13 protein-coding genes are annotated in these 15,335 nt (G+C 63.6%); all 13 read right to left on the bottom strand.

The genetic code is table 11. The features are described 5' to 3' along the window. Window positions 1–180 precede the first annotated feature (180 nt). The gene (locus AC3WJP_RS14905) at window positions 181–1,482 is read right to left on the bottom strand and encodes an NAD(P)/FAD-dependent oxidoreductase (RefSeq protein ID WP_493722481.1); all 1,302 of its coding nucleotides are present in this window, start codon (window positions 1,480–1,482) and stop codon (window positions 181–183) included. A 365-nt stretch (window positions 1,483–1,847) separates the two neighbouring features. Further along, on the bottom strand, window positions 1,848–2,477 hold the full coding sequence (locus AC3WJP_RS14910) for a DUF1780 domain-containing protein (RefSeq protein WP_493722482.1): 630 nt from the start codon (window positions 2,475–2,477) through the stop codon (window positions 1,848–1,850). A 142-nt stretch (window positions 2,478–2,619) separates the two neighbouring features. Then, window positions 2,620–3,843: an acyl-CoA dehydrogenase family protein gene (locus AC3WJP_RS14915; RefSeq protein WP_493722483.1), complete on the bottom strand. Its 1,224-nt coding sequence runs from the start codon at window positions 3,841–3,843 to the stop codon at window positions 2,620–2,622. 130 nt (window positions 3,844–3,973) lie between these two features. Further along, a complete protein-coding gene (locus AC3WJP_RS14920) occupies window positions 3,974–5,350 on the bottom strand; it encodes an LLM class flavin-dependent oxidoreductase (protein WP_493722484.1) in 1,377 nt (458 codons plus the stop codon). 15 nt (window positions 5,351–5,365) lie between these two features. Then, on the bottom strand, window positions 5,366–7,087 hold the full coding sequence (locus tag AC3WJP_RS14925; RefSeq protein ID WP_493722485.1) for a dipeptide ABC transporter ATP-binding protein: 1,722 nt from the start codon (window positions 7,085–7,087) through the stop codon (window positions 5,366–5,368). Further along, window positions 7,084–7,944, bottom strand: coding sequence for an ABC transporter permease (locus AC3WJP_RS14930; protein ID WP_493722486.1), 861 nt, complete (start codon window positions 7,942–7,944; stop codon window positions 7,084–7,086). Before AC3WJP_RS14930 ends, AC3WJP_RS14925 begins: the two co-directional genes overlap by 4 nt. Window positions 7,945–8,164: 220 nt before the next feature. Then, window positions 8,165–9,247, bottom strand: coding sequence for an ABC transporter permease (locus AC3WJP_RS14935; RefSeq protein ID WP_493722487.1), 1,083 nt, complete (start codon window positions 9,245–9,247; stop codon window positions 8,165–8,167). Then, window positions 9,240–10,868, bottom strand: a complete 1,629-nt coding sequence (locus AC3WJP_RS14940; RefSeq protein ID WP_493722488.1) for an ABC transporter substrate-binding protein — start codon at window positions 10,866–10,868, stop codon at window positions 9,240–9,242. Before AC3WJP_RS14940 ends, AC3WJP_RS14935 begins: the two co-directional genes overlap by 8 nt. 24 nt (window positions 10,869–10,892) lie before the next feature. Beyond that, window positions 10,893–12,032, bottom strand: coding sequence for an LLM class flavin-dependent oxidoreductase (locus AC3WJP_RS14945; RefSeq protein ID WP_493722489.1), 1,140 nt, complete (start codon window positions 12,030–12,032; stop codon window positions 10,893–10,895). A 392-nt stretch (window positions 12,033–12,424) separates the two neighbouring features. Further along, window positions 12,425–12,628 carry a DNA gyrase inhibitor YacG gene (gene yacG, locus AC3WJP_RS14950; RefSeq protein ID WP_493722490.1) on the bottom strand — a complete coding sequence of 68 codons (204 nt, stop codon included), beginning with the start codon at window positions 12,626–12,628 and terminating at the stop codon, window positions 12,425–12,427. Continuing rightward, window positions 12,625–13,245, bottom strand: coding sequence for a dephospho-CoA kinase (coaE, locus tag AC3WJP_RS14955; protein ID WP_493722491.1), 621 nt, complete (start codon window positions 13,243–13,245; stop codon window positions 12,625–12,627). The genes yacG and coaE overlap by 4 nt, the downstream gene beginning before the upstream one ends. Next, entirely contained in the window at window positions 13,246–14,115 is an 870-nt protein-coding gene (locus AC3WJP_RS14960; protein ID WP_493722492.1) for a prepilin peptidase, read from the bottom strand. A 1-nt stretch (window position 14,116) separates the two neighbouring features. Next, complete coding sequence (locus AC3WJP_RS14965; protein WP_493722493.1) at window positions 14,117–15,334, bottom strand: type II secretion system F family protein; 1,218 nt, start codon at window positions 15,332–15,334, stop codon at window positions 14,117–14,119. Window position 15,335 lies beyond the last annotated feature (1 nt).

The following is a 15,335-nucleotide window of genomic DNA, read 5'->3' on the forward strand; positions in this document are numbered from 1 at the left end:
GCTGGAGGAGGGGCTTGCGCGTCACTTAGCGAAGGAGGCCACCAGGGTGCCGGGCGGCACTCCCGTGCTGTATATACCGCTACCTGTAGCGAGGGGGCTTGCCCCCGATAGGGAGTGTCAGGCACGAATAGGTGCCTGATACACCGCCATCGGGGGCAAGCCCCCTCGCTACATAATTGATCAGTGCAGCTTGAGTCGTGGTTCGGTCCCACGGCCGATCCGGCTGCCCAGCATCAGCATCGCCGTGCGGAATATCCCGAACAGCGCCATCTGGTGCATGCGGTACAGCGACACGTAGAACATCCGCGCCAGCCACCCCTCGAGCATCACGCTGCCGGTCAGGTTGCCCATCAGGTTACCCACCGCCGAGAAGCGCGATAGCGAGATCAGCGAGCCGTAATCCTTGTAGGTGAACTCCGGCAGGCTGTTGCTCCCCTCGATGCGCAGTTTCAATGATTTCACCAGCATCGATGACTGCTGGTGCGCCGCCTGAGCGCGGGGCGGGACGTTGCGGTCGGTGCCGGCTTGCGGGCACGCGGCGCAGTCACCGAAAGCAAAGATGTTCTCGTCGCGGGTGGTCTGCAGGGTCGGCAGCACTTGCAGCTGATTGATGCGATTGGTCTCCAGGCCGTCGATGTCCTTGAGGAAGCCCGGCGCGCGGATGCCCGCTGCCCAGACTTTCAACGCCGCCGGGATTTCCTTGCCGTCGGCGGTGCGCAGGCCGTCGGCGGTCACCTCGCTCACCGAGGCGCCAGTCAGCACCGTGACGCCAAGTTTTTCCAGGGTCTTGTGCACCGGCGCGCCGATACGCTCGGGCAATGCCGGCAAGACCCGCGGGCTGGCTTCGATCAGGGTGATGTGCATGTTCTCGGGCTTGATCCGCCCCAGGCCATAGGCCGCCAGCTCCTGAGCGGCGTTGTGCAGCTCGGCGGCCAGTTCGACCCCGGTGGCGCCAGCGCCGACGATGGCGACGCTGATCGAGGCGACCTGATCCTCGTCACCGGCGTGGGCGCGCAGGTAGTGGTTGAGCAACTGCTGGTGAAAACGCTCGGCCTGCTTGCGGGTGTCGAGGAACAGGCAGTGCTCGGCCGCGCCCAGGGTACCGAAGTCGTTGGTGGTGCTGCCCACGGCCATGACCAGGGTGTCGTAGTTCAGCGAGCGCGCAGGCACCAGCTCATCGCCGTTCTCATCGAGGGTGGCTTCGAGGTGAATGCGCTTGGCGGCACGATCGAGCCCGCCCATGCGGCCCATCTGGAAGGTGAAGTGGTTCCACTTGGCCTGGGCGACATAGTTGAGCTCGTCTTCCGACGAGTTCAGCGAGCCGGCCGCCACTTCGTGCAGCAGTGGTTTCCAGATGTGGGTGAGGTTGGCGTCCACCAGCACGACGCTGGCCTTGCCTTTTTTGCCCAGGCTGTTACCCAGGCGGGTCGCCAGTTCCAGGCCGCCGGCGCCGCCGCCGACAATCACGATACGGTGTGTCATAGGGATATCTCATAAGGTTTACGGAATTCGGCCGAGTGCCCTGGGCGAGCGCGAAGCAGCTCACAGCGCCAGGGTATTCGGGGGAGGGCCGCACTCGATCAGCCGGACCACCACGACCACAGCTCGCAGCAGGAGCAATGGCTCGACTGGCTGTGCGGGGCTGTTCATCGGGGTTCATGGGGCGGGTCATGCGGGCCTCGGGGAAGTAGACGCTTCAGACTGCGGGAACGTTACACGGTTCACTACCGCAGAGGGTACTTGTAGGGAGGAGGCTTGCCCCCGAAAAATCGATCCGCCCCAGAGAGGGGGCGCATGGAGCGATACCCGCTTTGTATCACTGCTGCAGATCCTCGGCAATCGCTGCCTTAGAGACTGATCCCGACATCGAACACAATGCTGCGCCCCAGGTTGCTGCGTAGAAAATCCGGCGCATCCGGGTGGGCGAAAAGCACCCGCGCGAAGGTCGGCCCCACCAGGGACAGCGACCGCCAGCCCTGACGCAGGTATTCGGTTGGCGGCGGGAAATGGCTGTTGAGGTCGAGTGTTTCGCGCTTGAGGCTGGTGAAGGCGATGATGTCCAACTCGCCCAGGTCGATGTCGCGCTCTTTGTAGTTGTGCGCCTTCTTGCGCAAGGTCGGCGCCAGGCGCTGCAGCAACTCCGGGGCGCGGATGCGCTTGGGGCGGGCCTCGCGGCGCACCAGTTGGCTGAGGGAGAAGGCGCTGCGGCGGCGTTGCAGTTCTTCGCGCCACTCGTCATTGAGGCGTCGACCCTCGTCGAGCACGAAGAACACCTCGAAGCACGCCTCGCGAAACAGCACGTCCGGCGGCTCCTGTCCGGCGGGCAAGAACTCGTCGGCGCGATAGGGGATGTTCAGGCCTTGCAGCAGGCGCTCGCAGACCCAACGCTCACGCTCCCATTTGCGGGCATTGGACAGAAACGCATTGGCTTGTTCGGCCTGGTTGGTGAGCAGGCGCAGGTAGTCTGAGTCATCCATGAGCTCTAGCTTAGCGCTCAAATGTGACGTTGAAGAATTAAAAAACGCGGGGCCTGCTCCCGATCGGATGTGGCTGACACGCTGCGCATGGCAGGCCAGACCTATCGGGGGCAAGCCCCCTCGCCACAGGTTGCGCGGCCGGTCAGGCGATGCCGATTTTCCACTGCGGTGGCGGCGCCGTGCCGTTGACCGCGAAGTCGCCGACGATGCGGTCCTTGTAGATCCGCGGGTTGTGCGACGCCAGGGTCCGCGCGTTGCGCCAGAAGCGATCCAGGCCGTGGGGGCGCAACGTCGCCGAGGCGCTGAGGGCATCGAACAGCCGCGAGCTGGCGTCGATGATCAGGTCGCTGACGATGATCTGCGCCTGAGCGATCTCCAGCTCGGCGATGTTCACCGCATGGGTCAGGGCGCCAGCGTCCTCCTGCTGGCTGGCCTCGTAAGCGCGTTGCAGCGCCTCGGCGTTTTTCAGCACGATGGCCCCGGCGCAGTAGGCCGCAGCGCGCACGCTGCCGACCACCTGTAACACCTGCGGGTCCTGAGCCACCCGCGACGCGTTGCCGTGGCTGAAGCTGCGGGTGCGCTGACCCACCGCAGTGGCCAGTTCACCGCTCAGGGCACGGCCGATACCGGCGAGGTTGGCCAAGTGGAAGATCTGGTAGAAGGCCGGTGAATACTGGAAGCGCTCTTCGTTGCTGACGATATGGCGCGGGTCCACCGCAACGCTGCGCAGGTGCGTGGTGCCGCTGGCGGTGAGGGTCTGGCCGAAGCCGTCCCAGTCATCCACTACCTCGACGCCGGGGTCATCGCGGCGCACGGTGACGAACATACGCTTGCCCTCGTAGTCGCTGACCGTGACATCGAGCCAATCGCTGTACAGGCAGCCGGTGGTGTAGAACTTGCTGCCGTCGATGCGCCATTGTTCGCCATCCAGATACAGCCGCGAGTTGTGTTGCGCCTGCGCGGCCTGGCCGATTTCACCGGTCGCCGGGCCTATGGTTTCGCCCCGGCCGATGCGCTCCAGCCACAGTTGCTGGCGCGCCGGGTCGCGGCTGTTGAGGACGTTTTCGGTAAAGCCGAAGTGGCCGCGCAGGGCCTGCACCAGATTGGAGTCGGCTTCGCCCAGCTCGATCAGCAGGTTGGTCAGCTCGGTCAGGCTGGCGCCCGCGCCGCCGTAGGCCACGGGCACCCGCACAGCGGTAAAGCCTGACGCCTTGAGCTGTTGCAGTTCTTCCACGGGCAAGCGCCGCTGCCGTTCCCGTTCGATGGCGCCTTCGCGCAGTTGCGCGAATAGCGGCCGGAAGCGGGCGGCCAATGTTTCGTATCCGGGGGTGGGGCCTGCGCCCCATGCTGCGTCGATTTGAGTCATGTTGGTCTCGCTTGGCGCCAACGCAAATTTCTGTAGCGAGGGGGCTTGCCCCCGAAAAATGCAGCAGGCGCAGCATAGGTGGTGTGGTTGATATTTTTCGGGGGCGAGCCCCCTCGCTACAGGTGTGTACCTAGATCGCGATAGACCATTCAGCTGTCTGAACCTGCGCCGGATGCTGCGGATACGGCAACCCCAGCCGCTCACGCAGCGTTTTGCCCTGCGGTCCATCCGCCGGCACCAGACCACGGCGGCGCAACTCCGGGAGGATCAACGAAATGAAATCGTCCAGCCCCTCCGGATAGGTCGGCGGCAAGATATTGAAGCCATCCGCGCCACGCCCCTCGAACCAGCTCTGCAGCTGATCCACCACCTCGGTCGGCGAACCCACCAGCGTCCAGTGCCCACGCGCGCCCGAAAGCTTCAGGTACAGCTCGCGAATGCTCAGGCCTTCCGCTGCCAGTTTTTGAATCAACAGCTGGCGGCTCTTGGAAGCGTTGGTGACAGGCAGCTCCTTGGGCAGCGGGCCATCCAGCGGCAGCTGCGACAAGTCGACGCCGCCCAGCAGGCTCGACAGCAACGCCAGGCCCACTTGCGGATGCACAAGGTCCTGCAAGCGCTGATGCTTGGCGTGGGCCTCGGCGGAAGTCGCTGCGGTAAAGATGGTCACCCCCGGCAGAATCTTGATGTGCTCGGGGTTGCGGCCCAGCGCGGCGGCCTGGGATTTGACGTCGTTGTAGAACGCCTGGGCATCTTCGAGCGACTGATGCGCAGCGAAGATCGCCTCGGCGGTGGAGGCAGCCAGGGCGCGCCCATCTTCCGAGGCGCCGGCCTGCACCAGCACCGGTTTGCCCTGCGGCGAGCGCAGCACGTTGAGCGGCCCGCGCACATTGAAGTGCTCGCCCTCATGATGGGCGAAGTGCAGTTTGTGGCGGTCGATGAACACGCCGCTGGCCTTGTCGAGCAGCAGCGCGTCGTCTTCCCAGCTATCCCAGAGCTTGCTCACCACGTCGTGGAATTCCCGCGCGCGGCTGTAGCGATCGGCGTGAGCGGCTTGCTGGCGCTGGTGGGCGCCGCCGAAGTTTTTCGCCGCTTCCGGGTCGCTGCTGGTCACCAGGTTCCAGCCGATGCGGCCGCCGCTGATCTGGTCCAACGAGGCGAACTGACGGGCCAGGTTGTAGGGTTCGCTGTAGCTGGTGCTGGCGGTCGCCACCAGGCCGATCTTCGAGGTCACGGCGGCCAGGGCGCCGAGCAGGGTCAGCGGCTCGAAACTCAGGCTCGGGGCGATGACACGGTCGAAGGTCGGCGCATCGATGCCGCGGATCGACACGCTGTCGGCCAGGAACAGCGTGTCGAAACCCGCCGCCTCGGCCTTGCGCGCCAGGTCGACAAAGTGATCGAGGCGAATGCCGGCGTCGGCCTGCGAGCCGCTGTCGCGCCAGGCCGCCAGGTGGTGGCCGGTGGCGCGCAGGAAGAGGCCGAGCTTGAGCGTGTCTTTACGTTGGGTCATGAAAAGGCTCCTTGGTTAACAGGCCACAGCGAACGGCAAGCGCTGCTGGGCCAGTGGCAGTGGGCGTTGAATCGATGCGGGCGTGCGGGTGCCGGGGATGGCCGCCAGCAAGCGTTGGCTGTACGCGTGCCGAGGGCTGTGCCACAGGCTCTGGGGCGTGGCCTGCTCGACGATGCACCCGTCATGCATGACCAGCACCCGGTCGGCGAAATAGCGCACCACGGACAGGTCGTGGGAAATGAACAGATAGGACAGGTCGAAGGCTTCACGCAGCTCCACCAGCAGGTTGAGAATCTGCGCCTGGGTCGAGACGTCGAGCGCCGACACCGGCTCGTCGCAGATCACCAGCCGCGGCTTGACGATCAACGCCCGCGCGATACCGATGCGCTGGCGCTGGCCGCCGGAAAACTGGTGGGGCAGGCGATTGAGACTGCTGCGCGGCAGACCCACGGCGTCGAGGATCGATTCGCGCGCTTGTTGGCGCGCACGGGCATCGTCCTGACCATGCAGGCGCTGCACCCGGTCGAGCAATGTCTCGACGCTGTGGCGTGGATTGAGCGCGGCGTAGGGGTCTTGAAAGACCATCTGCAACTGGCTGCGCCATTGCCGTTGCTCGGTAGCGGTGAGCGTGGCGATGTCTCGGCCGGCGAATTGGATGTGGCCTTCGCGGGGTTTAAGCAGGCCCAGTAGTGCCCGGCTCAGGGTCGATTTGCCGCAACCCGATTCACCCACCAGGCCGACCGTCTCCCGCGCGCCGATCTGAAACGACAGTTGGCTGAGCACATCGCTCTGGCCATAGGCGAAGCTCAAGTTGTCGGCGCGCAGCAGCGGTGTGCTCTGCGCCGGCGTTGCCTGCGGCGTCTTGCCGGTTGCGTGCAGGGTGCTGCTGACCTTGTAGCTGTTGGGCTGCCCGGCACGGCGGGTGACCTGAATCTCGGCCAGGCGGTTGTGCCGGTAATGCTGATCGTGATCACGGTCCAACGAGGCACTGAGCAGGCCTTGGGTGTAGGGATGCGCCGGGCTGCGAAACAGCTCGGCGGTCGGCCGATGCTCCAGGGCGACGCCGTCGTGCATGATGATCACCCGGTCGGCCTGCTGCTTGACCACGCCCAGGTCGTGGGTGATCAACAGCAGGCCCATGCGCAATTCCCGGCGCAGGCGATCGAGCAATTCGAGAATCTGCGCCTGCACACACACGTCCAGCGCGGTGGTCGGTTCGTCGGCGATCAGCAGCCGCGGTTCGCAGGCGATGGCCATGGCGATCATCACCCGCTGCCGCTGGCCGCCGGACAGATGCTGCGGGTACTCGCGCAGGTGCGCGGCCGGGCGCGGCAGTTGCACCAGGGCGAACAGCTCCTCGGCGCGCTGCCAGGCCTGACGGCGAGTCAGGGCGGTGTGGGCGAGCAAGGTCTCGGTCAATTGCTCGCCGAGGGTGAGGACCGGGTTGAGGCTCGACAGCGGCTCCTGAAACACCATGGCGAGGTCCTTGCCCTGCACCTGGCGCAATTGCCGCGGCGACAGGCGCAGCAGGTCGCGCCCTTCGAACAGCACTTCACCGCTCAGCTGCGCGTTGCCGGGCAGCAGCCCCATCAACGCCAGCGCGGTGGTGGACTTGCCGCAGCCGGACTCGCCCACCAGCGCCAGGGTCTCCCCGGCCTCCAGATTGAAATCCAGGCCCTGCACCGCTTCGACACCTTGATACCCCACGCGCAGCCCGCGTACTTGCAGCAGGCTCATGGGATGTACCGGCGCAGGCGCGGGTTGAGGGCATCGTTAAGGCCGTCGCCGAGCAGGTTGAAGGCCAGCACCACGAGGATGATGGCGAAGCCCGGCAGCGCCGTAAGGTACCAGGCGCTGGCGATCTGTTCGCGGCCGGCGCCGATCATGCCGCCCCAGCTCGGCCGGTTGGGGTCGCTCATGCCGAGAAAGGCCAGCCCGGCTTCGATGAGGATCGCCGAGGCCACCAGAATCGACGTGGTGACGATCAGCGGCGCCAAGGCGTTGGGCAGTATTTCCCGCAGGATGATGGTGCCCGTGCTGAAGCCCTGAGCGCGTGCCGCGGTGACGAAATCGGCCTCGCGCAGGGTGCGAAATTCCGCGCGAATCAGTCGGGCAATGGTCGGCCACGAAGAGATACCGATCGCCAGGGCGATGATGTTCACCGTGGGGTTGCCGATGGCGACGATGACGATCACCAGCAAGAACGACGGCACGGTCTGGAACACTTCGGTGATGCGCATCAGCAGGTCGCCCAGACGCCCGCCGTGATAGCCGGCGCTGGCCCCCACCAGCACGCCGATGACCACGCTCAGCAGGGTCCCGGACACGGCGATCAGCAGCGACGCCCGCGCCCCGTAGGCGATGCCCGCCGCGACATTGCGGCCCAGCGAATCGGTGCCCAGCGGATAGGCCGGGTCGGCACCGGGCCACAGCAGCGGCTCGGCGACCATGTCCGACGGATCGCCGGGGAAGAAGTAGCTGGCGCTCAGCGCCATGGCCAGCATCGCTACCAGCACGGCGGTGCCGATCAGCGCTGCCGGGCTGCGGCGCAAGGCGGCCCAGAGGGTTTCGCTACGGCCTGTAGTAATCGACATTGCCTTACTCCTCAAACACTGTAGCGAGGGGGCTTGCCCCCGATTCGCCGGGTCAGATACACCGCTGGCGCTGGAACACCGCCGTCGGGGGCAAGCCCCCTCGCTACAAGGGTTGCGTTTATTGCACCTGCTGCGTGTAGCGCGGAGGCTTGCCTCCGATTGCAGAGTGTCAGCACCCGCTCTGTCGCTGACACGCCGCAGTCGGACGGAGACGCTGCACTCATTGCACCTGAATCCGTGGGTCGAGCCAGGCTTGCAGCAGGTCCATGGCGACGTTGATCACCACCACCAGCATCGACGACAGCAGCAGGATCCCCAGCAGCAGGTTGTAGTCCCGCGACAGCACGGCATCGAGGGTCAAGCGCCCCAGGCCGGGCCAGCCGAACAGCGTCTCGGTGACCGCCGCGCCGCCCAGCAGCGCAGCGAAATGCAGGCCGGCGAGGGTTGTCACCGGCAGCAGTGCATTGCGCAGCACATGGCGCACGGCGACCCGGCTGGGATGCAGGCCCTTGGCGCGCGCGGTGCGGACAAAATCCTGACGTTGCACCTCGAGCATCGACGCGCGAGTCAGCCGCGCATAGAGCGCGATATAGAAGGTCGCCAGGGTGAGAATCGGCAAGATCGCGTGCTTGCAGCGGTCGAACAGCCAGGCACTACCGTGCAAGTCCAGCCCCAGGGTTTCGATGCCGTCGCTGGGCAGCCAGCCCAGGGTCACCGAGAACAGCACCACCGCCATCAGACCGATCCAGAAGCCCGGCGTCGAATACAGCAGCAACACCGTCAGCGACAGCAATCGATCAGGCCAGCGCCCGACGCGACTGGCCATGATCACCCCGGCGCTGATGCCGATCGCCAAGGCCAGCGCCAGGGCGCCGACCATCAGCAACAAGGTGTTGGGCAGGCGCTCGGCGATCAGTTGGCCCACCGGCAGGTTGAAGCGCGGCGACACACCCAAGTCCAGGTGCACCAGGTGGTTGAGGTAGGCGAGCAACTGCTGGCCCAGGCTCAAATCCAGGCCGAAGTGACTGCGCCATTGCGCGAGGGTGGCCTCGGTAGCGCCGCCGGACTCGCTGGCGAGCACGTCCACCGCATCGCCGGGTATCAGGCGCAACAGCAGGAAGTTCAGCACCAGAATGCCCAACACCGTCGGTATCGCCTGCCACAACGTGCGCCGCGCCAGCCTGAACATCCGCCGCCCCTGGCCAAAGGTGGCATGCCCCCGATCATCACGCTGCCCAAGCTCGGCCGCCGAAGGCTCCTGTGGCAGCGGGCTCTGTCCGCGAAGCTGCAGAGGCTTACCCATTGGCCAGCGCCGTATTGCCCAACTGCACCGACGCCAAACTGCCATCCAGGCCGTTGCCATCCCCCTCGAAACCCGACACCCGAGCGTTGTACACCGTCACCTGCTGCTGCATCACCAGGGTGATCGAAGGCACCTCTTCGATGACGATCTTCTGGAACGCCTTGAACAGGTCACCGCGCTTCTGCTCGTCGGCCTCTACCGCAGCGGCTTCCAGCAGGCGGTCGACCTCAGGATTGTGGTAGTGGGTGCCGTTGGAAAACGGCAGGCCCTTGCGGAAGTTCTTCGACCAGAACAACCGCTGCACGCCCACCGTCGGGTCGAACATGGTGCCCATGCCGACCACCGCGAAGTCGAAATCGCGATCGGTGTAGATACGCTTGGTGTAGGTCGGAAAATCCTGCGAGCGCAATTGCACGTCGATGCCGATGCGCGACAGCGCCGTGCGGATATAGGCCGCAGTGCGCGCATAACTGTCGCCATAGGGCAGCGGATCCAGAGTCAGAGTAAAACGCGAGGCGCCCTTTTTCGGCAGATTGGCGGCGTCCAGCAGGGCGTTGGCCTTGGCGACATCGAAGGGGTAGGGATCAGGCCCGGTGTAGACGTATTGCGGGAAGTTTTTCGGGATCGGCGACACGCTGACGTCGGCATAGCCGTAATACACCACCTTCTTGATCACCTCGCGGTCGATGGCGTGGGCAATGGCCTGGCGCACTTCGAGGCGCGACAACAGCGGGTTGTCGAGATTGAACTCGAGCATGGTCGGCGTGATGCTGTAGTTGTAGCCGCGGGTGGTGGATTTCAGCTTGCCGGACGCGGTGATACGCGCCAGGTCGCTGAGCGGCACCGGGCTTTGCCCGCCGGCGTCGAGGCTGCCGTTTTCGAAGGCGGCCAGGCGCGCGGCGGAGTCCGGCACCACTTTCAGGTACAGGGTGTCGACCCCCGGCGGATTGGCGCCCCAGTAGTCGGCGTTACGCTCGAACTCGATGAAGCTGCCGCGCTGCCACTGCTTGAAGCGATAGGGGCCGGTGCCGATGGGCGCGTTGTTGTGCGGGTTGCTCAGCGGGTCGCCAGCGTCGTAGAGGTGCTTGGGCAGGATCGGTGTTTCACCGCCCGCGAACGCGCGAATCAGGTACGGCGCCGGTTTGCCCAGGCGTACGATGGCGGTGTGTTCGTCCGGCGTGTCCACCGCCGTCAGGTTGGCGAAGGTGCTGCCGCCGCGCGGGTGATAGCGCTTGATGAGATCCAGCGAGAAGGCCACGTCGGCTGAAGTGAACGGTTGGCCGTCATGCCATTTGACTCCCTGGCGCAGGTCGAAGTGGTAGCTCAGGCCGTCGTCGGCGACCTTCCAGGCGGTGGCCAGCCGCGGTTGTGGCGCCAGTTGCTCATCGTAACCGAGCAGGCCTTCGAGGACCTTGCTGCTGGCGGTGATGGTGGTGCCCGCGGTGGTGTTGAACGAGCTCAACGACGGTGGCTCAGGGTTGACCAGCAGGTTGAAGATGCGCCGACCGCTCGCGGCCTCGGCGGTGGCGGCCGCAAGAGCGCTGGGCAGGAACGGCACGCTGGCGCCCAGCAAGGGCAGCGCGGACAGACCCGCGATGAATTGGCGACGAGAAAAGGCCATGCACAGTCTTCCTTGCAATGTTGATCAGTAGCGCAGGCCGGCTTGGTACAGCAGCGGCAGGACGCGCTCGCCGAACTGTTCCAGATCCGGGGCGAAGTCGAAGAAGCTCAGTTGGATGCCATCGATGCCGGCCTGCTTGAGGCGGATGATGTCGCGCACCACGGTTTCGGGGCTGCCCACCAGCTGGATGTTGCCGCCCACGTAGCGGTGCGCCGCCTGATGGCCGCGCCAGGCATGGGCGTCGCTGGCCTCGCGGGCGTGGCCTTCCAGGGTGCCGGGGTCGCCGGCGGCGGTGATCGCGGCGTGCACTTCCCAGGCCTCGGCGTCGCTGTCGCGGCAGATCACCAGCGGGTTGATCAAGGTCCGCACCTCGCGGCCATAGCCCTTGGCGGCCTGTTTGATGCGCTGCAGGTGGTCGGGCAATTTCGCCAGCGCGTCTTCGATCTCGGCGCTGCCGGGGCTGGTGGTGAAGATGATGTCCGAGTGCCGCGCGGCGAAATCGATGCCCGCCGTGGAGCCAGTGGCATTGACCAGCACCGGCCGGCCGAAGCACGGCTTGACGCTGCTGTAGGCTTCTTCGAGGCGGTAATAGTCGCCGTTGAAGTCGAGGTTCTCGGTGCCGGTCCAGAGCTGCTGGACCACACGAATGAACTCATCGGCCTGGTGGTAGCGCTGATCGTGCTCGATGGGCGCCTGACCGAAGCGGCGATGCTCGCGATGGCGGTGGCCGGTCACCAGGTTGAGGCCCCAGCGGCCGTTGCTGATGTGATCCAGGGTGGCACCGAACTTGGCCAGGTGCAGCGGGTGCCAAGGGCCGTAGAGCACGTGCAGGGTGGAGATCAGCAGGATGCGTTCGGTCACCGAGGCCAGCGCCGCCTGGGTGATAAAGGCGTCCAACGACTCATCGTGGTAGCGGATTTCGCCGCCATAGCCGCCCTTGCCCAGCCACTCCGCCAGCGCGAAGACCAGATCGAAGCCGAGGGCTTCGGCGCGCAGGGTCAGCTGCTTGTTGTACTCGAAACGCCAGTCGGTGCTGCGTGGCAAGGCCGAGGCGCTCCAGCCGCCGGACTGCACCGGCAGGAACAGGCCAAGCATCAGCGGTTGTGCGAAAGCACGGGAGACAGGGCTGTCGGGAAAATCCAGGGGCGAGGGCAACAAGGGCAAAGGACACACTCCGACGTTTACGTTCGTCAGAGGGTGATTGCAACGGCTGTGCCGCTAGCATGGGATCGGTTGCAGGCTACTGAAAAGTCAGTAGATTTTCAGCTTTGATGGCATCCCGAGCAGGTTGTAGCGCTGTTGCAACCCAGGCTTTCTGTACACCAACTGTTGCCGCAGCAACACCCTGTAGCGAGGGGGCTTGCCCCCGACTGCGGTGTATCAGTCAACTCACCTATGGCCGACACACCCTGTCGGGGGCAAGCCCCCTCGCTACAGCCGGTGTGCAGGAGCACGCTCTGCCCACAAAAAGGCCCTTTGCAACACCCCTGACCTGAAGCGAACACCTGTGGGAGCAAGGCTTGCCCGCGAAGAGGCCCACAGCCCTCACCAACAGATCAATGCTCACGCGGCGGCAAATCATCCGAGAACAAATCATCCTCAGCATCCGGGCTAACCGGGATCTTGTGCTCCTCCGACGCCCAGGCGCCCAAGTCGATCAGTTTGCAGCGGTCGGAGCAGAACGGGCGATTGGCGTTGGCCGCATTCCACTCCACAGGCGCGCCGCAGGTAGGGCATTCGACGGTCAGGGGTTGGCTCATTCAGGGGCTCCAGGCAATGTCAGGTAAAAGTGATGCAGACGGTCGACCTCGCTGTGCAGCCAGGCCAGATCACGGTCGTTGAGCACCACGTCGTCGGCCAGCGCCAGGCGTTGTTCACGACTGGCCTGAGCCTTGAGGATGGCCTCGACCTGCTCCGGGGTCGTAGTGTCGCGCTTCAGCGTGCGCTCGCGTTGCAGCTGCGCCGGCGCGTCGATCACCAACAAGCGGTCGGTGCGCTTGTACTGCCCGGACTCCACCATCAACGGTGACACGAACACCGCATAAGGCGAAGTGGCCTGAGCCAGGTTATCGGCAATTTCCTGTGCGATCAGCGGATGCAGCAGCGCCTCGACCCAGCGCCGCTGCTCTGCGTCCTCGAAGATGCGTTTGCGCAGCGCCTGCCTATCCAAGGCACCGCTGGGCTGCAGAATCTCGGCACCAAAATGCTCGGCCAGTTTTTGCAAAGCGGGGCGCCCAGGCTCGACGACCCAGCGCGCAGCCTGGTCGGCATCGACCACATGAATCCCATGCGCGGCGAAGCGCTCGGCAGCGGCGCTCTTGCCGCTGCCGATGCCGCCGGTCAGGCCCAGCACCCAGGTTTTTGCAGCTGTGGTCATTTAGAATCCGGCGAATTGCAGGTACGAAGCGGTTATTTGACCACCCCACAGCAATGCAATCCACCCCGCAATCGCCAGATAAGGACCAAAGGGGATCGGCGTGCTGGTGGCCTGGTCACGCAGCTTCAACAGCATGACCCCAAGCACCGCACCCACCAGCGACGACAGCAGTACCGTCAGCGGCAAAATCTGCCAGCCGCCCCAGGCGCCGAGCATGGCCAGCAACTTGAAATCCCCGTAGCCCATGCCCTCCTTGTCGGTCACCAGCTTGAACAGCCAGAACACCAGCCACAGCGAGAGATAGCCGAACACCGCGCCCCACAGCGCGCTGGAGAGATCGGTGAGCAGGCCGAAGTTGTTGACGATCAGGCCTAGCCAGAGCAAAGGCAGCACGATGGCGTCGGGGAGGAGTTGGCGGTCGATGTCGATCATGCTCATCGCCAACAGGCCCCAGGTCAGGAGCATGAAAGCCCCTGCCGGGTAGCCGAAGCCGAAGTGGTAGGCGATGAAGGCGGTTAGCAGGCCGCTCGCCAGCTCCACGAGTGGGTAACGCTTGCTGATGGGGGCCTGGCAGGCGGAGCAGCGGCCTTTGAGAAACAGGTAGCTGATGATCGGGATGTTTTCGCTGGCGCGGATCTTGTGATTGCAGTGCGGGCAGGTGGAGTTGGGGAGGATCAGGCTGTAGCGTTCGGGCTGCGGCTCGGCTGGGAGGTCGAGGATTTCTCGGGATTGGGCCTTCCAGTCGCGGTCGAGCATGATCGGGAGGCGGTGGATCACGACGTTGAGGAAGCTGCCGACGAGAAGGCCGAGGAGCAGGGAACAGAGGGTGAAGGCCAGGGGGGAGCTGGCCAGGAATTCGGGTAGGGACATGTTATACGACGTTGCCGAGTTGGAAGATTGGGAGGTACATGGCGACGACGAGGCCGCCTACCACCACGCCAAGTATCGCCATGATAAAAGGTTCCATTAGGCTGGTGAGGCTATCTACCATGTTGTCTACTTCTACCTCATAAAAGCCTGCTACTTTGTCTAGCATTTCATCTAGAGCACCTGACTCCTCTCCGATGGCAGTCATTTGTATAGCCAAACTGGTGAATACGCCTGTGGAACGCATAGAAACATTTAACTGAGTACCAGATGATACATCCTGTTTTATTTTGCCTACTGCGTTTTTGAACACTACATTCCCTGTGGCGCCCGAAACTGAATCTAATGCTTCGACAAGAGGGACGCCAGCGGCGAAAGTAGTCGATAGTGTACGTGCGTATCGTGCTATCGCAGATTTATAAAGTATCTGTCCCACAATTGGCAGCTTAAGCAGCAGCCTATCAATGCCATCTCGCATTCGCTGGCTTTTTTTGAGTGCATATTTGAAGCTATACATTATTCCCACCAATGCAATCAAGACTATCCACCACCACTCCTGTAGATAGCGAGATATGCTAATTACAAACTGGGTAAAGGCTGGTAGTCCAGCGCCAAATCCCGAAAAAACTATCTCGAACTGAGGTACGACCTTGATTAGCAAGATTGCAGAAACGATGCATGCGACTACTACTACAGCGATGGGATAAGTCATTGCTTTTTTGATTTTAGCTTTAAGTGCCTCAGTTTTTTCCTTGTATGTTGCTACCCTGTCGAGCAAGGCCTCAAGGGCGCCGGCTTGTTCGCCTGCATTGACTAAGTTGCAGTAAAGATCATCAAAGTATTGGGGCTTCTGCATTAAAGCGCTTGCAAAGCTATTGCCCGCTGAGACCTCGAGTTTTAACTCAAGGATGAGATCTCGCATCTTTGGGTTGTCAACACCCTCCGCGATGATGTCGAATGATTGTAGCAATGGTACGCCTGCCCTCATCATCGTTGACATCTGACGGGTAAAGAGAGCAATGTCCATGGGCTTTATTTTTTTGCCCTTTCCAAACAAGGGTGCGCTTTTTTTACGGACTTTTTGTGGGGTTATCCCCTGTTTGCGTAAATGGGCTTTTACAATGGCAATATTGATCCCGGTGGTCTCTCCGGAAATTTTAGCGCCCTTGCGATCCGAGCCTTCCCAAGTGTAAACCGTGGTTTTTACAGGTTTGGGGGCCATG

Source organism: Pseudomonas sp. GW821-FHT01A09, assembly GCF_058986725.1.